We start from the raw sequence: 20,840 nt of genomic DNA, 5'->3' as shown, positions 1-20,840 counted from the left end.
ATAAAAAACACCATAATAGCGCATGTTATATTAACGTTTATGACTTATTAAAAGGACAGCTGCATGAATACACTAACAGCAGGAATGCTCGCTCCCGCTTTTACGTTACTTAACCAAGACAACCAACCTGTCAGCTTAAATGATTTTAAAGGTAAGAAGGTACTGGCTTATTTTTACCCTAAAGCAATGACGCCAGGCTGTACCGTTCAAGCATGCGGTTTGCGCGACAGTAAAGCAGATCTAGATACTCATAACGTGGTTGTTTTAGGTATTAGTATTGATCCTGTTAAGCGTTTACCTAAATTTATTGAACGTGACCACCTTAACTTCACACTGCTATCTGATGAAGATCATGCAGTAGCCGATCAATTTGGCGTGTGGGGAGAGAAAAAATTCATGGGGAAAATTTATGATGGTTTACACCGCATCAGTTTCTTAATTGATGAGCATGGTAAAATTGAACATGTATTTGATAAATTTAAAACCAAAGACCATCATCAAGTAGTATTAGATTACCTTAATCAGTAATTTCATCATAAAAAACCACAAAGGCCCTTAGCGACCTTTGTGGCTATTGAGTATTAATACACCTTAATAACTGGAGGGCGACGTATTATCTTTCATCATTAATGCGCTCCATACAGCTTTAACTAAAGTTGCTAATGGAATCGCAAAGAATACCCCCCAGAAACCCCACAGCCCACCAAAGACTAATACCGCAACAATAATTGCGACTGGATGTAAGTTAACGGCCTCTGAAAACAATACAGGTACTAAAACATTGCCATCTAATGCTTGAACAATACCGTAAGCCGCTAATAACCACCAAAACTCAGGTGTCCAACCCCATTGAAATAAGCCAACCATAGCGACTGGTACTGTCACCGCTGCTGCACCGATATAAGGAATTAACACGGATAAACCAACCAATACTCCAAGTAGTGCAGCATACTGAAGTCCCATCACCACAAAAACGATATAACTTGCGATACCAACAATAAAAATTTCAATCACTTTGCCACGAATATAATTAGATATTTGCTGATTCATTTCAGCACTAACCTTACTGGCTAAGCGACGATTATTTGGTAAGACATTAATAAACGAATGTAAAATAGTGTCTTTATCTTTCAGTAAAAAGAAAATTAATAACGGCACTAAAATTAAATAAACCCCCAACGTAGCTAAGCTCACTAATGATGATAGTGAACCTTTAACAACACTGCCGCCAAAAGCCAATACTTTCTCACGCAACGTATCAGTTAATACAGTGACTTGATGTGGTTGTACAAAATCAGGATAACGCTCAGGAAGACTAGAGACATAAATCTGTAAGTCATTAAACATTTTTGGTATATCAGCACTTAAATTGGTAATTTGATGCCAGATAGTGGGTACTAAGCCAAATAAAGCCAATACCATTAATCCAGCAAAGATAATCAACACGATAGCAACAGAAATTGTGCGCGGTAAGCCCCATTGCGTAAAACGAGCGACAGGTGATTCAAGTAGATATGCCAATACAATTGCAACCAACAATGGCGTTAGTAAACCACCAAAGAAATACAAGGTTAAAAAAGCACCGGCTAAAATAATCATTAAACTCACAGCATGAGGATCAGAGAATCGGCGTTGATACCAATTTTTAAACATATTGAGCATGAAAATTATGGTCCTTTTGTCGCAATAATAACCAGCTGATAGCTATTTTCAGCCTGTATATCAAGAGTAAATCCATTATTTTTTAGATAACGAATAATGTCCGTCTGAGTGCCATCTGCTGAAACTTTAATTTTAAGTTTCTGAGCTGGCAATACATCGCCACATTCGCGCTTGACGATTAATAAAGCAAATGGACAACGAAGTGTTATGAGATCTAGGGTAAGGATTTCCATTCCAATCGCGTGACAGTGATTATCCATTGTCGTATTGTACCCTTAACCGCAAGGAATAAGCGAGATAACCACAAAGTGAAATATCACAATGCGAACCTAAGCTAAAATTTACGGTCATAGTAGCGCACAAGGTTATCGATAATTACCCCGTTATCCCATATTAATCGACATGGTGGTTGTATTATTTATATGTTCCAATTTGCTAAAGCACCAACTTATCTATTACTGTCAGCCTTGTTAAGTGCTAGCTTGCCGGCTATAGCGAATAACGCATCTTCTTTACCTGACATTGGCACGACAGCAGCATCAACATTGACCATCGATAAAGAAATTGAATATGGCGATATGTATATGCGAATAATGCGTGCAAGTCGGCCCATTATTAATGATCCTGTATTATCAGAATATATTCAAGATTTAGGTCATAAGCTAGTTGCAAATGCTGATGGTGTTAAAACACCGTTTGATTTTTTCTTAATCAAAAATTATGAGATCAATGCCTTTGCTTTATTTGGTGGCAATATTGGCATCCATTCAGGATTATTCTTACATGCAAAAACTGAAAGTGAACTCGCGTCAGTTATTGCACATGAAATTGCCCATGTCACTCAACGTCATCTTGCCCGTTCATTAGAAGATCAAGCAAAGAAAAATCCAGCAACAATGGCAGCAATGCTTGGCTCACTATTATTAGTTATTGCAGCTCCTGAGGCTGGTATGGCCGCATTACACGCAACAACAGCGATATCGATACAAGGCATGCTTAATCATACCCGTAGTAATGAGAAAGAAGCTGATCGTATTGGAATATCAACCTTAGCTAGAGCCGGTTTTAACCCGCAAGCAATGCCACATTTTTTTGAACGTTTAGCTGAACAATACCGCTATACCACGAAACTACCTGCGATGTTACTCAGCCACCCATTACCTGAGTCTCGTATTACAGACAGTCGGTTACGTGCAAATAATTATTCAGTGGTTAGATTACCGCCCTCTGAGCACTACCTATTGGCAAAATCACGTATGGTGGCTCGTTATGTCGGTTTTAATCAATCCTCAGCCTTAAATTGGTTTAATACTGAACTCAAAAAAGCCCCCGCTAACCAAAAAAAAGAACTTAATTATGGTAAAAGCTTGGTTTATATTGATAAAGGTCAATATGCTAAAGCACAACAATTACTGATGCCATTACTTGCAGCAGAACCTAATAACTTATTTTACATTGATGCTGCAACAGACTTGAATTTATATCAAAAACAATATGATAAAGCGATAAAACGTTTAGAAAACGCATTGCAATATCAACCAGAAAGTAGCGTGTTACAGCTTAATTTAGCCAATGCTTTATTAGAAGCTCAACGTTACCAGCAAAGCATTAACATCCTGACGCGTTATAGTTACCAATACCCCAATGATATTAATGGCTGGGCATTATTAGTTCAAAATTATGCCAAACAAAATAAACGTGATGGTGAGCTAGCAGCTATGGGAGAATTAGCGGCATTACGTGCACAATGGGGGCTAGCAATCAGTAACTACACTCAAGCCGCACAAAGAGCAAAGTTAGGTTCACTTGATCAAGCTCGTTATGATGCAAGATTAGATCAACTGCGGATTCAACAAGCACAATTTGAAGCATTACGTTCTTCTTTTTAATATTTATTCTTCAGTTAAATCATAAGGATCTGTATGAGCATTTTTATTTATCACAATCCACGTTGTTCAAAAAGCCGTGAAACACTCGCATTACTCACTGAGCGCGGTATTCATCCAACGATAATTAAATATTTAGATACACCACCAACAGTTGAGCAGTTACAACAACTGTACCGTCAATTAGGCTATAACACAGTACGAGAAATGATGCGTACTAAAGAACAACAATACCAACAGTTGCAACTGGGCGATTCAACCTTAACTGATCTGGCATTATTTGAAGCAATGGCATCGCATCCTAAATTACTTGAGCGTCCCATTGTGGTTAATAATGATAAAGCAGCGATGGGTCGTCCACCAGAGCACGTATTGGATATTTTATAATGATTAAAATCTTAGTACTTTATTACAGCCTTCATGGTAACACCCGTCAATTGGCACGTCATATTGGCCGTGGTATTGAACAAATCGATGGCTGTGAGGCGGTACTAAGAACTGTGGCTGACATTTCAGTAGTAACGACGACAGCTGCCACATCGCGACCAACAACAACGTCCGATCCTATTGTTAGCCATGATGATCTCAAACAGTGTGCAGCAATGGCAATGGGCAGCCCTGTTAGATTTGGTAATATGGCAGCCCCGCTCAAGCATTTTTTAGACAGTACCAGTGGTGAGTGGTTGTCGGGTACATTAATAGGAAAGCCCGCCTGTGTGTTTACCTCATCGTCATCATTACACGGAGGACAGGAAACTACACTACAATCAATGATGTTACCGCTGTTACATCATGGAATGTTACTTGTTGGTATTCCCTACTCAGAGCCCTTATTACATACAACGCACCATGGTGGGACTCCTTATGGAGCATCACATGTAAATAACGGTACAAATAAGCAATTGCACTCAGATGAAATAGCCCTTGCTCAAGCCATTGGACGGCGTTTAGCAACTATTGCATGTAAATTAAGTGGCTAAAAAGGAGTATTCATGCCCAAAATGCAACGATTAACCTATATTGCACATCAAACTGCATTATATAGTCATTGTGGTTTGATTATTTTTATTAGTATATGGCAATTATTACTCTCCCCCCATCACCACTTCTCAGCCATTACCATGACTCTTTTATGGGTAACGCCCTTATTATTACCTTTACTCGGTATGCTAGCCGCTAAGCCTTATACTTATGCATGGGCAAATTTTATTTTAATGTTCTATATTCTGCATGCCACAACGCTAATAACACTTAATGAAGGTGAACGAGGACTTGCAATAATAGAGTTTGCTATCGTTATAGTGTGCTTTATGAGTAATATTATTTATGCTCGCTTGCGGGCAAAAGAATTAGGAATTAAATTAAAGCGGTTATCACAGGTTGAACGTGAAGAACATGCCCGTTATGACGGTTAACTCGCTTACAAAACAATTAACACATTTTAAAAAGCCTCAGTACCTTATCCCTTTCTCATTAAAAGTGTATAAAGGCACTAAGGCTATTTATTTAACTACACTGCTCTCTCATCACTTTGGCAGGTATAATCAGCTATTCCAAGAATAAATATTTTGTGGTGTTACCGTTAATACGTTAACCACTGGAGCAGATGTCACTGCCGCCGTTGAAGTAGCGGCTGGTGTAGCTGTCGCTGTCGTTGCGACAGAAGTTACAGGAACAGGTGTTGATGCTACAGGATCTGCGGCAAAAGCTACTGCTGATTGAGTCTGGCTAATTTGATTATCATGACTAATTTCTTGATGAAATGCCTGCTCAGACCCTTGAAGATTCAATTGAAAAATAACACTATCACCTTTAATTCTCATGGCGTTAGCACTGCTCACTGTCGTTAAGCTATTCAACATTTTTTCTAAAGCAAAAAAGTTTTCAGTTGATTGAATATTATCGACTTCAATATTAACTTTACCACCAGCAACACCACCTAAAACAACTGCATATTTATTAGCTAAATAATCAGTAACTTGATTAATCATTTTATTCGATGCCTGTACCAATGTACCTGATATAGTGCCAGTAATCGGTTGTACTTCTGCTGATGCAATTTTACTTGGTTGCTGCGGATAAAACTGCCAATGTAAAGCAACGTTACCATCAGATTGCTGCTGGGCTTTAACCAATAATAATCCATCGGCATGATAACGAGCACTTGCTGCGGCAATAGGATCAATAAAACCGCCCCACAAATCAGATACATTGACAGCTGTTTCATCTGTGATATCTCCCACAGGAAACGTCAATGGCAACCCTCGGCTATCAGCAGCTTGCTTAGTGTCATTTACCAACATGTTGGTTGATTGATCCCACAAAATATTACGTTGCTGAGCATCATTATCAACCATCCATACTAAAATGTTTGGACGTTGATCTTTCCAAATACTCGCTTTTGATTTAATCAGTAATTGCTTAATTTGGTTTTTATCAAAACTTAGATTAATAGCACGTTGACCATCAACTTCACTGTAACCAAACTGACTAATATAACGGCTACTATTAGTGATCGCTGTTTTAATTGAAGCATTATTTAAAATATCAGTATTGCCTGATATTTTGACTAATACATTTGCTAATCCCTGTTCACGGGCAGCTTGATCGGCTTGTTGATCACTTCCAATCAAAGTAACTTGGGTTTGATAAAGATCATTCACCGTCGCAGCTTGTACTGGTAATACCAATACTGCTAAAAATAATAATGCAAATCGCAACATAGTAAGACTCATGGTTAGCTCAAAAAAATGGACCTATTAAGGCAGACAACAGGTTTTATCATTAGTGCCGTATCATAGCGCAGAGTATGAAAACTTATTCGACAATTTCGGCAAAAAAAATTTTATAACTCACATTTTTAATCGTGTGAAGATTACTCTTATGCAAATAAAACGCCACTCGTTCTAAATTTAAACAATTACGAGTGTTTTTTATCTTTTATTCATCTAGGTTATCGTTTGCTTCCATGCTAGGATTGCGCGATTTTTTTTACTTAGAGATAAATATCATGATGCAGGTTCTTCAAGGTGCACAAATGCTATTTGTAGCATTTGGGGCATTAGTTCTAGTGCCGTTACTAACCGGACTTGATCCTAATGTTGCCTTATTTGGCGCGGGTGCTGGTACATTACTATTTCAGATCGTTACTAAACGCTCTGTACCCATTTTCCTAGCCTCATCTTTCGCCTTTATTGCTCCGATGATGTATGGCATTCAAACATGGGGAGTGGCTAGTACCATGGGCGGGTTAATGATGGCAGGTGTCGTATATGTCATTATGGGTATTGTCATTAAAGTACGTGGTATCAGCTTTATACACCGTTTATTACCACCTGTTGTTGTTGGCCCTGTGATCATGGTAATTGGTCTAGGCTTAGCACCCGCAGCTGTCAATATGGCGATAGGAAAAACAGGTGGTGGCGATGTCCAGCTTGTTGCCCATGATGTCGCATTGTGGATTTCAGCTATTTCTCTAATCGTAACGATAAGTTTAAGTGTCTTTGCCAAAGGAATATTAAAATTAGTCCCTATCGTGGGTGGTATTTCTGCAGGTTATATTGCCAGTCTCGGATTTGGCGTGGTTGATTTTACACCTGTAATCCAAGCAAGTTGGCTTGCTATGCCTAATTTCACATTCCCTGAATTCAATATCAACGCTGTCTTATTTATGATTCCAGTAGCAATAGCTCCTGCGGTTGAACATGTCGGTGATATGTTAGCAATCTCCAACGTAACGGGTAAGGATTACCTTAAAAAACCAGGACTTCATCGCACAATGGCAGGCGATGGTATTGCAACAATTGCAGCCTCTTTAATTGGCGCACCACCAAATACAACCTATTCAGAAGTTACTGGTGCCGTGATGTTAACCAAGGCATTCAATCCCGTGATCATGACATGGGCAGCGGTTACAGCCATTGTATTAGCATTTGTCGGAAAACTGGGTGCTATATTGCAAACTATACCTGTTCCTGTGATGGGCGGTATTATGATTTTACTTTTTGGCTCAATCGCAACGGTTGGTCTTAATACTTTAATTACCCATCAAGTTAATCTTCATAAACCAAGAAACTTAGTCATTGTCGCGGTAACACTGGTATTTGGTATCGGCGGAATGGCATTTGGCATTGGTGAATTTAGCCTTCAAGGCATCAGTCTTTGTGGCATTGTCGCTATTTTATTAAACCTAATTTTACCGCATGACTTAGGTGAAGATTCGATAAGCATGCAAGTTGAAGACACTGAACATCTATAATTAACCTAATTATTATTAATAGACGATCTACAAATACAAAAAAACCGGACATATTAGTCCGGTTTTTTATATCAGTAATAATCAATACTAAAATTATTTAGTACCAAAGATTTTATCACCAGCATCGCCAAGACCTGGAACAATATATCCCTTGTCATTTAACTTATCGTCAATAGCAGCAGTGTATAGCTCTACATCTGGATGCGCTTTTTCTAATGCAGCAATACCTTCAGGTGCAGCAACAAGTACTAATACTTTAAATTGAGTACAGCCATGTTCTTTTAATAGATCAAGCGTTGCAATCATTGAACCGCCTGTCGCTAGCATTGGATCAACAACCAAAGCAATACGCTCATCAATATTCGATGCTAATTTATTAAAGTATGGTACAGGTTCTAACGTTTCTTCGTCACGGTAGATACCGACAACACTGATACGTGCACTTGGCATATGTTCTAATACGCCATCCATCATGCCTAAACCAGCACGAAGAATTGGCACTACAGTCACTTTTTTACCCTTTAGCTGATCAATTTCAACTGGACCATTCCAGCCTTCAATCATCACTTTTTCTGTTTCGAAGTCTGAAGTCGCTTCATATGTTAATAGGCTACCAACTTCGGTTGCCAATTCACGAAAACGCTTAGTGCTAATATCACCTTCACGCATAAGACCAATCTTATGTTTAACCAGTGGGTGTTTCACCTCAACGACTTTCATCTCGACTCCTGGGAACTAAATTATAAAAAAATAAAAAAATCGCAGCATTATATACCAAGCCAATCGATTGCCGATAGTATCAAATGTTCAATTGGCTAATTTTTAGCCACCACAACAATTTGACGCAAACGTTTGCCTTACTATAATGACTGCTGCTATTATATGCTGGTTTTTTACTTTAATACGTTTGAGGGATCATCTGTGAGCAACAAAAACTCTTCTCTTAGTTACAAAGATGCTGGTGTTGATATTGATGCTGGTAATGCGTTAGTTGACCGTATTAAAGGTATCGTTAAGCGTACTCATCGCCCTGAAGTTATGGGAGGAATCGGTGGTTTTGGTGCTTTATGTTCACTACCTACAAAATATAAAGAGCCTGTTTTAGTATCAGGAACCGATGGTGTAGGCACTAAACTTCGCCTCGCCATGGATCTAAAACAACACGATACTATCGGTATTGATTTAGTTGCAATGTGTGTTAATGATTTGATCGTACAAGGTGCTGAGCCTTTGTTTTTCTTAGATTATTATGCAACAGGAAAACTTGATATTGATACAGCTGCAAGTGTTGTAGCAGGTATTGGTGAAGGTTGTATTCAATCAGGTTGCGCACTCATTGGTGGCGAAACAGCTGAAATGCCAGGCATGTACCATGGTGATGATTATGACGTTGCTGGTTTCTGTGTTGGTGTTGTTGAAAAGGCTGACATCATTGATGGTTCAAAAGTAACCGCAGGTGATGCACTTATTGCGGTTGGCTCAAGTGGTCCCCACTCAAACGGTTATTCATTAGTCCGCAAAATCCTAGAAGTTTCCCAAGCCGATCTTAATCAAGATCTTGATGGTAAAAAACTATCTGAGCACTTATTAGCCCCTACTAAAATTTATGTTAAATCAGCGCTAAAAATGATTGAGAACTGTGATATTCATGCCATTTCTCATATTACTGGCGGTGGTTTCTGGGAAAATATTCCACGAGTATTACCACAAGGCACCAAAGCAGTCGTCAATGGCAATAGCTGGCAATGGCCTGCGATTTTTAACTGGTTGCAGCAAACGGGAAATGTTGATACTCACGAAATGTACCGCACATTCAACTGCGGTGTTGGTTTAGTGATTGCACTACCCCAAGCACAAGCAGCACTTGCGATTGAAATTTTACAAACTGAAGGTGAAAATGCGTGGCTGCTCGGTGAAATTGCAACCGCTGCAGTAGGCGAAGAGCAAGTAGAGATTAATTAGGTCTATGCATAATATCGTTGTCTTAATCTCAGGAAATGGCAGTAACTTACAAGCCATTATTGATAGCTGTACTAATGGCATCATTAACAATAGCCAAGTTACTGCTGTGATCTCAAATAAAGCCGATGCTTATGGCCTTAAGCGAGCTCAACATGCCAACATAGAAGCAGTTTCTATAGTGGCAACTGATTACGCCAACCCCCAAGATTATGATCAAGCTTTAATTGAAAAAATTAATACTTATCAGCCTGATGTGATTATATTAGCCGGATTTATGCGGATTTTATCTGCCAATTTCGTCAGCCATTACCAAGGGAAAATGCTTAATATTCATCCATCCTTGTTGCCTAAGTATGCGGGATTAAACACCCACCAGCGCGCTATTGATGCTGGTGATAATGAACACGGCACCAGTGTTCATTTCGTGACGGAAGAGCTCGATGGTGGCCCTGTAATTCTACAAGCTAAAGTCCCTATTTTTGCAACAGATACCATCGATAACGTTATAGCCCGAGTTCAACAACAAGAACATAATATCTATCCATTAGTCATTCAGTGGCTCTTGAGTCAACGATTATCAATGCAAAATGGTTATGCTGTATTAGATGGTAAGAAACTACCACCACAAGGTTATGCTGCACAGTAATGCCTTAATCTCTTTATCTAAAAAAGGCGATCTCATTGAGATCGCCTTTTCATTATCTAAGTCTAAAAGCAGTTATTAGCATTAGCAAGTGCTCACATTCGCTGTAATGACATCATAAACAGTTTCACCGAAATGAAATACACGAAACTCACCACTTACCATTTTCTGCCAATTTTCATCATTCGTTAACGGCTGAGTTGCAATAACCGTCACTACATCATTCGCGGTTGTTTCTCGTTGAAAATCGATAGTAACATCTTCATCAATTAATGATGCTTTACCAAATGGAGCTCGACGAGTGATCCAATGTAAGTTATTGGTACAGTAACTAAGAACATACTCACCATTACTCAGCAGCATGTTATATACACCTAACTGACGTAATGTGTCACAACACTCAGCAAAATAGTCAAAAACAGGCACCATATCGGTGGGTAATATCGGAAAACGAATTTCTAATTGATTCATTAACCAACAAAATGCAGTTTCACTGTCAGTATCACCAACGGCTTGGTTACGTCCAGTGGCTAATTGTTCATAGCCTGTTAGTTGACCATTATGAGCAAAGGTCCAATAATTTCCCCATAGCTCCCGCGTAAAAGGATGAGTGTTTTCTAGACTCACTCCTCCACGATTAGCCTGACGAATATGACTCACAACAGCATGACTTTTTATTGGATATTGTTGCACCAACTCAGCAATACGTGATTGACAGCTTGGATTAGGATCTTTAAATGTTCGACATCCTTTACCTTCATAAAAGGTAATCCCCCAACCATCACGATGTGGACCAGTATTACCGCCGCGCTGCATTAGACCAGTAAAGCTAAAACAAATATCTGTTGGTACATTGGCACTCATGCCTAATAATTCACACATTTTTATTTCTGCTCTTTACGATGAATCATGCTAATTTAAACATCAATAATCGTCATTATTAGTTAATATAATTACAATAAATAGACGATTATTTTTCCATTTCTTTTTCAACTAACATAATTAAAATATGAATAATTTTGATATGTATTTCTTGAATACGATCGGCATAACCAAAATGTGGTACTCGAATTTCAATATCTGCTAATCCTGCCATTTTACCGCCATCCTTACCCGTTAAGGCGATGGTTTTCATTCCTTTCGCTTGTGCCGCTTCAATTGCTTTAAGAATATTAGCTGAATTACCTGAAGTTGATAGTCCAAACAGCACATCACCTTTAGCGCCAACCGCTTCTAAATAGCGAGAAAATACATATTCATAACCAAAATCATTGCTCACACAAGATAAGTGGCTAGGATCAGAAATTGCAATCCCAGGATACCCCGGACGGTCATCACGATAGCGACCAGTTAACTCTTCGGCAAAATGCATCGCATCACAATGAGAACCACCATTACCACATGATAATACTTTACCGCCTTGCTTAAATGAATCAGCTAATAATTTAGCGGCTGCTTCAATATTAGCCAAATTTTTATCATCATTTAAAAAACGGTTAAGGACGTCAGCAGCATCAGTCAATTCGCTGCGGATCAGATCGTTATACATAAGCTGCTCTCTCAATGTTTTCCATTAAATACAAATCAAGCGAGCAATATGCTCGCTTGATGCTGTACTACATCATTAATCGCAGTTTACATACAAATAACTTACAGTGTCGACTCTTGATGTGAGGCTTTGTCGGAATTAACCGCTAATATTTGTTGTAATTGTGCAATTGAAGGCACTAAGTGAAGATTTGGTAATTCAAATACACCAGCATGCTCCAATTTACGCTCTACATGCGGCAATACTCCAAGTACATACACAGGCAGAGTAGATAACCGATCCAATGCTAATTCAAGAGCATGGATAGCAGTAATATCAACCGTTGATACATCACTGAAATCAAGTACAACTGCACGTGTTTCCATTGTTGCATGCTCAATGACCGAAAATGCTTTTTCGCTTGCAGCAAAGAATAGTGGGCCATTAATATCATATACCACCACATCATCACCAAAATTAAGATGTGGATGTTTAGCATCAGAAACCGTAACCGTAGTTAAACTTGCAATACGTTGAATAAACAACACCCCCGCAAGTAACAAACCAACAATTACAGCAACAACCATATCAAACGCAACCGTTAGAATAAAACAGGTCATTAATACGGCGACATCACGACGTGGCGCTACTTTTAATGTATGTACAAAGTGTGGTGCTTCTGACATGTTCCATGCAACCATGATAAGTAAACCCGCTAAGGCACTCATCGGTACATAAGACAATACAGGCGCTAATACTATCATTGCAGCCAAAACAAAAACGGCATGAATCATACCTGAAACTGGAGAGAAAGCGCCTGAACGAATATTGGTTGCCGTACGAGCAATTGCTGCCGTTGCAGGAATACCACCGAAGAAAGGGACAACCATATTCGCAATGCCTTGCCCTACCAACTCAGCATTCGGGTTATGTTTAGTACTGGTCATACCGTCAGCAACAACAGCACATAATAAAGACTCAATACAACCTAAAATTGCAATTGTTAATGCTGATGGCATTAACTCAACCATTGTCGCCCAATTAAAAGTACTTGCCTGCCATAATGGTAAAAATTGTGGTGCTTCTTGAGGAATACCATGGCCAATAATATTACCAATGGTGTAACTGAATTTTTCACCAAGTAATGTTACGTGTTCAAGACTAAAATGATTTAAAGCTAGCGCTAAAACTGTACCCACAAATAAAGAAACTAAATGAGGTGGAATGCGAGTTTTCAGTTTAGCCCAGACAATAAATGTCAAAATAGTAATAATACCGACCAAGGCATCAGCATAATTAATGGTTGAAATAGCATGTGAATACGCCATCACTTTTTCAGGAAAATGAATAGGACTGCCAAGAACATGTAAACCAAGCAGGTCTTTTAGCTGTAAAAAAGCAATAACGAAACCAATACCAGCCGTAAAGCCAGTAGTCACAGGATACGGTACATAAGTAACCAGTTGCCCCAAACGAAAGACACCCATCAGGAGTAAGATAACGCCTGACATCATGGTTGCCATCATTAAACCTGATAAACCATATTTTTGTGTTATCGGCAAAAGAATGACAACAAAAGCGGCTGTTGGACCTGTAATATTAAAACGTGAACCGCCCAATAACGCTGCTAGAAAACCTGCAACGATAACAGTATACAAACCATGCTGAGGAGGAACACCAACAGCAATTGATAATGCCATACCTAATGGAATAGCCACAATACCGACAGTAACACCAGATACTAAATCGGCACGAAGCTTGGAAAAGGAATATCCCTGTTTCCACGATTGAGAGAGAGCTTGAAAAATCAACACAACAAAACCCCTGCGCTTATTTGCACATAAAAAAATAGGCATTGATGTCAACCCGAAAGAGGGTCCGGCGGGCAACTGTCAGTCGGAAATCGGGAAAGGCAACAAACGGAAATACCACTTACTTATCGACTGTATGAAAAACACACAACCACAATAATGTGAACAGTATCACAATAGTGCTATATGTTAACGCCTCACTAATAATTCGCAAGTGAAAATAAATTCACTAATGATCTCGATCAAGGCGAGTAAAACCGCAGGATTACCGTTTTTTACAATCTTCTATAGCGGCTATTTTAAAATTAAATATTTTACATTTAGTTAAAAAATAACTTACAATTAACCGTAAGTGGTTAGACCTCTTACCTTGATTTTTACCACTATTAAACATTAAAACCAAGAGGGCAATATCGCCCTAAAATTATAACTAAATAACGAACCTTCTTTATATACAATACACTGTACTGCTATATGATTGCGGAGAATCGCTATGCTTATTTTTATATACCTAATTAGCTTTATTTTTGTGCTGGGTATCCTCGCCTATCACCGACTATCTCGCCCTACATCTACCGTTATCATCGCTGCATTATTAGCACTGGGAACCCTAATAAATGTTACAGGAATTATTAGCTGGTTAACGTTTATCGTGATTGCACTCCTCTTAAATGTCACCATCTTACGAAAAAAATTCATCACTCAAGCAGCACTTCAGTATTTTAAAAATGTTATACCTCAAATGTCACAGACTGAAAAAGAAGCGATTGATGCAGGTTCGGTATGGTGGGAAGCCGATCTTTTTAGTGGTAACCCTGATTGGAATAAACTTCATGCCATTCAGCCTTCAACCTTGACCGATGCGGAACAAGCCTTTTTAGATGGTCCGGTGAATGATATTTGCCGCATGGTGAATGATTTCCATATCACTCATGATCTCGCAGATCTGCCGCCTGAAGTATGGCAACAACTTAAACAGCATAAATTTTTTGCGATGATCATAAAAAAACAATATGGCGGATTAGAATTTTCAGCCTATGCACAATCGCTGGTATTACAAAAACTAACGGGGGTCTCAACCGTCTTATCCTCAACCGTTGGGGTACCAAACTCTTTAGGCCCAGGGGAATTATTACAACACTATGGTACTGAAGAACAAAAAGATCATTACTTACCACGTCTAGCTGCTGGAGATGAAATACCTTGTTTTGCCCTAACTAGCCCAGAAGCAGGCTCAGACGCTGGTTCTATTCCTGATTTTGGTATCGTCAAAAAAGGGCTCTGGCAGGGTAAAGAAACACTAGGAATGGAGCTGACATGGAATAAGCGCTACATTACATTAGCTCCTGTCGCGACAGTATTAGGCCTGGCATTTAAATTATTTGATCCCGACCATCTACTTGGCCAGAAAAAAGATATCGGTATGACATGCGCCTTAATTCCAACCGATCTTGATGGCGTTAAAATTGGTCGGCGCCACTTTCCACTCAATATTCCCTTTCAAAATGGTCCCACTCAAGGCAATAAAATCTTTGTACCAATCGATTTCATAATTGGCGGCCAAGCTATGGCTGGTCAAGGGTGGAAAATGTTAGTTGAATGCTTATCTGTTGGGCGTGGTATTACCCTTCCCTCAAACACCACTGGCGGTTTAAAAACAGCAGCAATGGCAACAGGAGCTTACGCTCGAATTCGTCGTCAATTTAAATTACCCATTGGTAAAATGGAGGGTATTGAAGAGCCATTGGCACGACTGGTTGGTAATGCTTATGTACTTGATGCAGCAACAACATTAACCGTTACTGGAATTGATTTAGGCGAAAAACCGTCGGTTATTTCCGCTATTGTTAAATACCACTGCACCCACCGTAGCCAAAAAAGCATTATTGATGCGATGGATATCGTCGGAGGAAAAGGGATTTGTATGGGGCCAAGTAATTTCCTCGCACGAAGTTATCAAGGAGCGCCTATTGCAGTCACCGTTGAAGGTGCCAATATATTAACCCGTTCAATGATCATTTTTGGTCAAGGTGCAATTCGTTGCCACCCTTATGTACTTGATGAGATCAACGCAACTTATATTGACGATAAACAACAAGCAGTAAACCAATTTGATAAAGCTGTATTTAATCATATTGGTTTTGTTTTAAGTAATATAGCCCGCAGCTTTTGGCTTGGATTAACCGATGGTCGAGGCTCATCATTTCAACACAAAGATGCAACTTTTCGCTATTATCAGCAAATGAATCGCTATAGTGCAAATCTCGCATTATTAGCCGATATATCAATGGCAACACTTGGCGGCTCTCTTAAACGTAAAGAGCGTTTATCTGCCCGTCTAGGCGATGTATTAAGTCAGTTATATTTGGCTTCCGCTACATTGAAACGTTATGCCGATGAAGGCCGCCAAACTGAAGATATTGCACTCGTACATTGGGGCTTACAAGATGCACTTTATCAAGCAGAGGTCGCTATTGATCATTTCTTGGTGAATTTTCCCAATAAAGTCATTGCGCAAGGATTGCGGTTTATCATGTTACCTACTGGATTACGTCGTCGCCAACCCAATGATAACTTAGATCACCAACTAGCACGTTTAATTCAAACACCATCAGCAACACGAGATCGTATTGGTCGTGGTCAATTTTTAGAAGCAACAGCAAATAATGCCGTTGGAATGATAGAAGTTGCCCTACTTGATATTCTCGCTGCAGAGCCAATTTATGATCGTGTTTGCCAAGCAGCAAAAACACCGTTACCGTTTATGCAATTAGGTAAAGTTGCAACAATAGGATTAAAACGCGGCGTGATCACACCTGAAGAAGCTCAATTACTCCACCGAGCAGAGGCTGGGCGATTAAACACTATCAATGTAGATGATTTTGATCCTACACAATTAGCGATTAATCCATCTCAAACAACCCCCTCGATTCACAATGCCGCTTAAACCGTCCATTATTGTGATGTTCTGAAATTCTTTGCATCTGAACATCACAGGATTATTTAGGCACAATTAAATCAGCATGAAAGCTTCGTTTACGTCGCCAGATCAACAACACCGCCAACATACTTAGAATGATGACTATATTGGTTACAATAACCCACAATAACCGTTGTTGTTGCAGCTCATGATGAATAATTAACTGCTGTTTTGCCTGTTGCTGCGCTAAAGGAGCACTAAAATCACCAGTGACGGCAGCAACTTGAGTATAGTTTTGCTGGGGTAAACGAAACACCAACTCTCGCTGAGTCAACGAATCTGTCACATAAGCCCACCCGCGCCACCACGCTTTACCTATTTGATCATCATTAGGCCATGATAGTGCCAAGTGTGGTTGTTGAAGACTCGTACTTTGTTGAATAATTTTGGGCTTTTGCTGAGGTTGTTTAACCACCAGATAAGCGGCCAATGAACCAGCAAGTGCTTGATCAGTTTTAGCCTCGATATTAACAGTATGAGGCATTAACGATTGATGACTTTGTACAAATGACGTCGTAATGGGTACAGGGTAAACTAATACCGTTTGCTCAACTGCTCGTTTAAATACTCCATTGGCCGATGTGATTTCAACACGATATTTACCAGGTTCGACATTCACATCAAGTGCCACAGTAAAAATGCCATCACCTGCAACTTCATCATACTCTTGCCCATCATCAGCAAATTGTCCCACCTCAATCGGTGCTAACTCATGTGATTGATTTGGCAATACTGCTGTCAGCGGAAAAAAAACCACCTTTAGCCGCACCCGTTCTAAAAAATCACGTAACAGTAATGGCTGTTTATTTTGAGTTAGCTGCGCACTAAATTTCAATACTTCGGTTTGATACAACTGTGCAGGTAACGGTTCAGCCTGTAACTGAACATTTGAGATGAACCTGATGCCATTATTTACTGACACTTTACCCAACGCTTGCCATGGCCCCGCCATAGGGTGAGTAATTGAAATAATATCCATCCCTTTATCGGTATACCATGACATCGTTTTGGGATGGCGTTCAGCATAATATTTACGTCCATCAGGGGCGACGAGTACCACAGAACGACTCGGTTGATCACGAGCTACAACAAACGTTATTTGCTCTATCTTCGGATCAACTCGAAAGCGATTATCAAGCAAAGTTAAACTTGTTTCCGTTTGCGCCCAAGCACTTGATATAGGAATCAAAATGCAAAACGAAACGTAGAAAATAAGTATCCATAATCGCCGTAACATACTGCCTCTAAAGACGCCAGATAACGTCAGCCTTTTTACCTATCAGATCAAGCCTATCTTGATGTGCTGTTAGTTCATCGGCAGTAGCATTAATAACCTTTAATACTTTTCGATTACTCACTAAACGACGAATACTGGTTTCGGTTGTCGAATCATCATTACCGCTACTTAACCGTAATGATGTCTGACCACCCGTCATCATCAAATAGACGTCAGCTAGAATTTCGGCATCGAGTAATGCGCCGTGCATCGTACGATGTGAGTTATCAATACCATAACGTGAACATAAAATATCAAGGTTATTTCGTTTACCAGGAAACAACCTTTTCGCCATTTCGAGGGTATCGGTTACTTGACAGATATCTTCTATTTTTGCAATTGATGCGCCCATCTTATGGAATTCATAATCCATAAAGCCGGTATCAAACGATGCGTTATGTGCAACAAGCTCTGCGCCATCAATAAAATCAATGAACTCTTGGTGAATATCTGCATATACAGGTTTATCACGTAAAAATTCATCCGTAATACCATGGACAGCGATCGCCTCTGGATCAATATTTCGATCAGGCTTGATATAAACATGGAACGTATTGCCGGTTAATTTACGGTTAATAATCTCAACCGCACCAATTTCGACAATACCGTGGCCTTCATAATGTGGGCCAGTCATGTTCATACCCGTTGTTTCTGTATCAAATACAATAATGCGTTGGTTAGTGGCTTTCATAGTAGTTAATGTGTCAGACTTAAGTTTTTATCTAAGGCAAAACTACCCACTATGATGAAGCAGGTAGAAATTTTCACCGATGGATCGTGTTTAGGTAATCCTGGTCCCGGCGGTTATGGCACAGTATTAAGATACAAACAACACGAAAAAGAGCTGAGTGGTGGTTATCTAATGACCACCAACAACCGCATGGAACTGCTTGCTGCGATTATGGGACTCGCGAGCTTAAAACACCCATGCAGTGTTGATCTTACCACTGACAGTCAATATGTGCGTCAAGGAATTACGCAATGGATACATAATTGGAAAAAAAGGGGCTGGCAAACTGCAGATAAAAAGCCCGTTAAAAACGCCGATCTTTGGCAGCAACTTGATCAAGAAACACAACGGCATCAAGTCCAATGGCACTGGGTAAAAGGTCATGCAGGGCACCCTGAAAATGAACGTTGTGATGTTTTAGCACGTACTGGGGCTGAAAATCCAACTCAAGCAGATAACGGTTATCAGCCAAATTAAACTAAAGCTTACGAACGTGAAGAGGTTTTAGTACATGTTTTTTCAGCCTGAGTGCGGCAATTAATTCGCACGGGTGCTAATTGGCGACGTAATTTCCAGGTTGGTTTAATTAGCTTTAATGGGCAGGTACGTTTCCGTGCCACGATAAAATACAAACTACCGACCGCGGATAACGGCTCAGATAAAACATGTTCAAGCCATGCCGCACAGGCAAGATGTCGCGTAGCGGGGACTATTGCAAACGTTTCTTGGTACACCACTTCATAATTAAGTAACCGTAACCAATCGTTAATTCGAAACGGTAAATACATCTTACCTATCCATGGCGCTTGACGACGATTCCACGGTAATAATCCTCGTAATCCTAATAGACTTAAGGGATTATTACCACTTAACACCAAATAACCATCATCGACCATCACACGATCGATTTCACGTAACAAACCATGGGGATCTGCCGCGTAATCCAATTGATGCATTAATAAACAGGCATCAAATGATTTTTCGATAAACGGTAATTCTAAGGCATCAGCCACAATTGTCCGTTTAGGGCTAAATTTATCAACACTAATTTGATGCTGAATATTACAATGGCTACTGGTCAGCTCTGCACTGAGACCACCAAGCTTTAACATATGGTAGCCAAATAGCTTTGGACACCACTCATCAAGTCGTGCCTGTAGTAATTCTGCTACCCATTCACCATTGATCACATTCGACCATGTATAAGGAACTTCAATGTGTGTTACTGTACGCGCTGGCTTCATAAGATACTGCTCAACACCTGATAGGGCTGGAGACAAAATTCATGTTAACTGTTAAAAGCATACCCGCATTAAAAGACAATTACATCTGGCTAATTCAAAACCAAGACAATCACTGCGTCGTTGTTGATCCAGGGGATGCCACGCCGGTTCTTGAGGCAATAGAAAAAGATAATTTAATTCTAGATGCAATTCTTATCACCCACCATCATTATGATCATGTAGATGGTATTAGCGAACTAAAACGTCGCTTCCCTACCATCAAAGTTGTTGCTCCTAATGACGAACCCATTCCTGGTATCACTAGTTCAGTAGAGGATGGCGATCAAGTTGATATCTTTGGTGAACGTTTTATGGTACTGAGTGTGCCTGGACATACTCTAGGGCATGTTGCTTATGTTGGTGATGAAAAACTATTTTGTGGTGATGCATTGTTCTCTGCTGGTTGTGGTCGTATTTTTGAAGGCACACCGACACAAATGTTTAATTCATTACAAAAAATAGCGTCACTACCTGATGAAACTAACATCTATTGTGCTCACGAATATACTGCAGGAAACCTTGCTTTTGCACTAGTTGCAGAACAAGATAATGCTCATTTACAACGTTATCGTGATCAAGTAAACCGCCTACGTGCCAATGGTCAAAGTACCTTACCGACCACTCTTAGTAATGAAAAACTTATTAACCCTTTTTTACGTTGTGATCAGCCAAGTATTAAACGTTCAGTTGCTGATAAAGCGTACGATAGCTCAGATATTGAAACTTTTGCAGCGCTTCGACGCTGGAAAGACGAATTTTAACGTTTCAGCTCTTGTAACCAAGGTGGTTGGGCAAGTATCATCACCAACCATTTTGGCTAC

Annotated in this window: 21 protein-coding genes; 11 read left to right on the top strand and 10 right to left on the bottom strand. The window is 39.7% G+C overall.

From position 1 onward, the window contains the following. Positions 1 to 63 precede the first annotated feature (63 nt). Positions 64 to 528 carry a thioredoxin-dependent thiol peroxidase gene (gene bcp / locus OC457_RS03365; RefSeq protein ID WP_080175879.1) on the top strand — a complete coding sequence of 155 codons (465 nt, stop codon included), beginning with the start codon at positions 64 to 66 and terminating at the stop codon, positions 526 to 528. 63 nt (positions 529 to 591) lie between these two features. Here the strand turns inward: bcp and OC457_RS03360 are convergent, their stop codons facing one another. Both OC457_RS03360 and OC457_RS03355 read right to left on the bottom strand, forming a co-directional pair. Next, positions 592 to 1,662 (bottom strand): AI-2E family transporter, encoded by a 1,071-nt coding sequence (locus tag OC457_RS03360; RefSeq protein WP_080175878.1) that lies wholly within the window; start codon positions 1,660 to 1,662, stop codon positions 592 to 594. 5 nt (positions 1,663 to 1,667) lie between these two features. Then, positions 1,668 to 1,922, bottom strand: a complete 255-nt coding sequence (locus tag OC457_RS03355) for a sulfurtransferase TusA family protein (RefSeq protein WP_080175877.1) — start codon at positions 1,920 to 1,922, stop codon at positions 1,668 to 1,670. Positions 1,923 to 2,084: 162 nt separating this feature from the next. Here OC457_RS03355 and bepA point away from each other — a divergent pair, with 162 nt between their 5' ends. Genes bepA through OC457_RS03335 form a run of 4 tightly spaced genes read left to right on the top strand, consistent with a single transcriptional unit; the run spans position 2,085 to position 4,963 of the window. Further along, positions 2,085 to 3,551 carry a beta-barrel assembly-enhancing protease gene (bepA, locus tag OC457_RS03350; RefSeq protein ID WP_080175876.1) on the top strand — a complete coding sequence of 489 codons (1,467 nt, stop codon included), beginning with the start codon at positions 2,085 to 2,087 and terminating at the stop codon, positions 3,549 to 3,551. A 33-nt stretch (positions 3,552 to 3,584) separates the two neighbouring features. Further along, positions 3,585 to 3,935, top strand: coding sequence for an arsenate reductase (glutaredoxin) (gene arsC, locus OC457_RS03345; RefSeq protein ID WP_080175875.1), 351 nt, complete (start codon positions 3,585 to 3,587; stop codon positions 3,933 to 3,935). Then, on the top strand, positions 3,932 to 4,528 hold the full coding sequence (gene wrbA, locus OC457_RS03340; protein ID WP_210436104.1) for an NAD(P)H:quinone oxidoreductase: 597 nt from the start codon (positions 3,932 to 3,934) through the stop codon (positions 4,526 to 4,528). Before arsC ends, wrbA begins: the two co-directional genes overlap by 4 nt. Before the next feature lie 12 nt (positions 4,529 to 4,540). After that, on the top strand, positions 4,541 to 4,963 hold the full coding sequence (locus tag OC457_RS03335) for a DUF2069 domain-containing protein (RefSeq protein WP_080175873.1): 423 nt from the start codon (positions 4,541 to 4,543) through the stop codon (positions 4,961 to 4,963). 129 nt (positions 4,964 to 5,092) lie between these two features. On the opposite strand, the gene OC457_RS03330 is transcribed toward OC457_RS03335, so the two are convergent. After that, the gene (locus tag OC457_RS03330) at positions 5,093 to 6,283 is read right to left on the bottom strand and encodes a DUF2066 domain-containing protein (RefSeq protein ID WP_235866985.1); all 1,191 of its coding nucleotides are present in this window, start codon (positions 6,281 to 6,283) and stop codon (positions 5,093 to 5,095) included. A 275-nt stretch (positions 6,284 to 6,558) separates the two neighbouring features. Here OC457_RS03330 and OC457_RS03325 point away from each other — a divergent pair, with 275 nt between their 5' ends. After that, positions 6,559 to 7,806 (top strand): uracil-xanthine permease family protein, encoded by a 1,248-nt coding sequence (locus OC457_RS03325; protein WP_080175871.1) that lies wholly within the window; start codon positions 6,559 to 6,561, stop codon positions 7,804 to 7,806. Positions 7,807 to 7,899: 93 nt separating this feature from the next. Here OC457_RS03325 and upp read toward each other — a convergent pair whose 3' ends face one another. After that, positions 7,900 to 8,526: a uracil phosphoribosyltransferase gene (gene upp, locus OC457_RS03320; RefSeq protein WP_080175870.1), complete on the bottom strand. Its 627-nt coding sequence runs from the start codon at positions 8,524 to 8,526 to the stop codon at positions 7,900 to 7,902. A gap of 201 nt (positions 8,527 to 8,727) precedes the next feature. Between upp and purM the strand changes: the two genes are divergently transcribed. Together purM and purN are read left to right on the top strand one after the other, a co-directional pair. Next, the gene (gene purM, locus OC457_RS03315) at positions 8,728 to 9,768 is read left to right on the top strand and encodes a phosphoribosylformylglycinamidine cyclo-ligase (protein ID WP_080175869.1); all 1,041 of its coding nucleotides are present in this window, start codon (positions 8,728 to 8,730) and stop codon (positions 9,766 to 9,768) included. A 4-nt stretch (positions 9,769 to 9,772) separates the two neighbouring features. After that, entirely contained in the window at positions 9,773 to 10,414 is a 642-nt protein-coding gene (gene purN / locus OC457_RS03310) for a phosphoribosylglycinamide formyltransferase (protein ID WP_080175868.1), read from the top strand. Between the two features lie 81 nt (positions 10,415 to 10,495). On the opposite strand, the gene OC457_RS03305 is transcribed toward purN, so the two are convergent. The 3 genes from OC457_RS03305 to dauA form a co-directional block, all read right to left on the bottom strand. Then, on the bottom strand, positions 10,496 to 11,293 hold the full coding sequence (locus OC457_RS03305; RefSeq protein WP_080175867.1) for a class II glutamine amidotransferase: 798 nt from the start codon (positions 11,291 to 11,293) through the stop codon (positions 10,496 to 10,498). 88 nt (positions 11,294 to 11,381) lie between these two features. After that, positions 11,382 to 11,960 carry a D-sedoheptulose 7-phosphate isomerase gene (lpcA, locus tag OC457_RS03300; RefSeq protein WP_080175866.1) on the bottom strand — a complete coding sequence of 193 codons (579 nt, stop codon included), beginning with the start codon at positions 11,958 to 11,960 and terminating at the stop codon, positions 11,382 to 11,384. Between the two features lie 101 nt (positions 11,961 to 12,061). Beyond that, on the bottom strand, positions 12,062 to 13,753 hold the full coding sequence (gene dauA / locus OC457_RS03295) for a C4-dicarboxylic acid transporter DauA (RefSeq protein WP_235866984.1): 1,692 nt from the start codon (positions 13,751 to 13,753) through the stop codon (positions 12,062 to 12,064). Between the two features lie 490 nt (positions 13,754 to 14,243). On the opposite strand from dauA, the gene fadE reads away from it, so the two are divergent. Continuing rightward, positions 14,244 to 16,697 (top strand): acyl-CoA dehydrogenase FadE, encoded by a 2,454-nt coding sequence (gene fadE / locus OC457_RS03290; protein ID WP_080175864.1) that lies wholly within the window; start codon positions 14,244 to 14,246, stop codon positions 16,695 to 16,697. 52 nt (positions 16,698 to 16,749) lie between these two features. Here fadE and OC457_RS03285 read toward each other — a convergent pair whose 3' ends face one another. Together OC457_RS03285 and dnaQ are read right to left on the bottom strand one after the other, a co-directional pair. Then, entirely contained in the window at positions 16,750 to 17,871 is a 1,122-nt protein-coding gene (locus tag OC457_RS03285; RefSeq protein ID WP_262054072.1) for a TIGR03503 family protein, read from the bottom strand. 103 nt (positions 17,872 to 17,974) lie between these two features. Next, complete coding sequence (gene dnaQ / locus OC457_RS03280; RefSeq protein WP_080175862.1) at positions 17,975 to 18,697, bottom strand: DNA polymerase III subunit epsilon; 723 nt, start codon at positions 18,695 to 18,697, stop codon at positions 17,975 to 17,977. Between the two features lie 51 nt (positions 18,698 to 18,748). Between dnaQ and rnhA the strand changes: the two genes are divergently transcribed. Continuing rightward, positions 18,749 to 19,213 (top strand): ribonuclease HI, encoded by a 465-nt coding sequence (gene rnhA / locus OC457_RS03275; RefSeq protein ID WP_080175861.1) that lies wholly within the window; start codon positions 18,749 to 18,751, stop codon positions 19,211 to 19,213. An 8-nt stretch (positions 19,214 to 19,221) separates the two neighbouring features. On the opposite strand, the gene OC457_RS03270 is transcribed toward rnhA, so the two are convergent. Continuing rightward, positions 19,222 to 19,980 (bottom strand): class I SAM-dependent methyltransferase, encoded by a 759-nt coding sequence (locus OC457_RS03270; RefSeq protein ID WP_080175860.1) that lies wholly within the window; start codon positions 19,978 to 19,980, stop codon positions 19,222 to 19,224. Positions 19,981 to 20,021: 41 nt separating this feature from the next. On the opposite strand from OC457_RS03270, the gene gloB reads away from it, so the two are divergent. Beyond that, on the top strand, positions 20,022 to 20,780 hold the full coding sequence (gene gloB / locus OC457_RS03265) for a hydroxyacylglutathione hydrolase (RefSeq protein WP_080175859.1): 759 nt from the start codon (positions 20,022 to 20,024) through the stop codon (positions 20,778 to 20,780). Positions 20,781 to 20,840: the final 60 nt, after the last annotated feature.

This window comes from Photobacterium toruni, from assembly GCF_024529955.1.
Classification (GTDB): domain Bacteria; phylum Pseudomonadota; class Gammaproteobacteria; order Enterobacterales; family Vibrionaceae; genus Photobacterium; species Photobacterium toruni.
Note: the sequence above shows the minus strand (reverse complement) of the source record. Positions and strands in the feature narration are given on the sequence as shown.

Excerpts from the sequence above, each read along its gene's own strand:
- OC457_RS03355 (WP_080175877.1), bottom strand. The coding sequence starts at position 1,922 with ATGGATAATCACTGTCACGCGATTGGAATGGAAATCCTTACCCTAGAT.
- OC457_RS03360 (WP_080175878.1), bottom strand. The coding sequence starts at position 1,662 with ATGCTCAATATGTTTAAAAATTGGTATCAACGCCGATTCTCTGATCCT.
- rnhA (WP_080175861.1), top strand. The coding sequence starts at position 18,749 with ATGATGAAGCAGGTAGAAATTTTCACCGATGGATCGTGTTTAGGTAAT.
- OC457_RS03330 (WP_235866985.1), bottom strand. The coding sequence starts at position 6,283 with ATGAGTCTTACTATGTTGCGATTTGCATTATTATTTTTAGCAGTATTG.
- fadE (WP_080175864.1), top strand. The coding sequence starts at position 14,244 with ATGCTTATTTTTATATACCTAATTAGCTTTATTTTTGTGCTGGGTATC.
- OC457_RS03325 (WP_080175871.1), top strand. The coding sequence starts at position 6,559 with ATGATGCAGGTTCTTCAAGGTGCACAAATGCTATTTGTAGCATTTGGG.
- OC457_RS03335 (WP_080175873.1), top strand. The coding sequence starts at position 4,541 with ATGCCCAAAATGCAACGATTAACCTATATTGCACATCAAACTGCATTA.
- upp (WP_080175870.1), bottom strand. The coding sequence starts at position 8,526 with ATGAAAGTCGTTGAGGTGAAACACCCACTGGTTAAACATAAGATTGGT.
- purN (WP_080175868.1), top strand. The coding sequence starts at position 9,773 with ATGCATAATATCGTTGTCTTAATCTCAGGAAATGGCAGTAACTTACAA.
- arsC (WP_080175875.1), top strand. The coding sequence starts at position 3,585 with ATGAGCATTTTTATTTATCACAATCCACGTTGTTCAAAAAGCCGTGAA.
- gloB (WP_080175859.1), top strand. The coding sequence starts at position 20,022 with ATGTTAACTGTTAAAAGCATACCCGCATTAAAAGACAATTACATCTGG.
- OC457_RS03305 (WP_080175867.1), bottom strand. The coding sequence starts at position 11,293 with ATGTGTGAATTATTAGGCATGAGTGCCAATGTACCAACAGATATTTGT.
- bepA (WP_080175876.1), top strand. The coding sequence starts at position 2,085 with ATGTTCCAATTTGCTAAAGCACCAACTTATCTATTACTGTCAGCCTTG.
- lpcA (WP_080175866.1), bottom strand. The coding sequence starts at position 11,960 with ATGTATAACGATCTGATCCGCAGCGAATTGACTGATGCTGCTGACGTC.
- dnaQ (WP_080175862.1), bottom strand. The coding sequence starts at position 18,697 with ATGAAAGCCACTAACCAACGCATTATTGTATTTGATACAGAAACAACG.
- OC457_RS03270 (WP_080175860.1), bottom strand. The coding sequence starts at position 19,980 with ATGAAGCCAGCGCGTACAGTAACACACATTGAAGTTCCTTATACATGG.
- bcp (WP_080175879.1), top strand. The coding sequence starts at position 64 with ATGAATACACTAACAGCAGGAATGCTCGCTCCCGCTTTTACGTTACTT.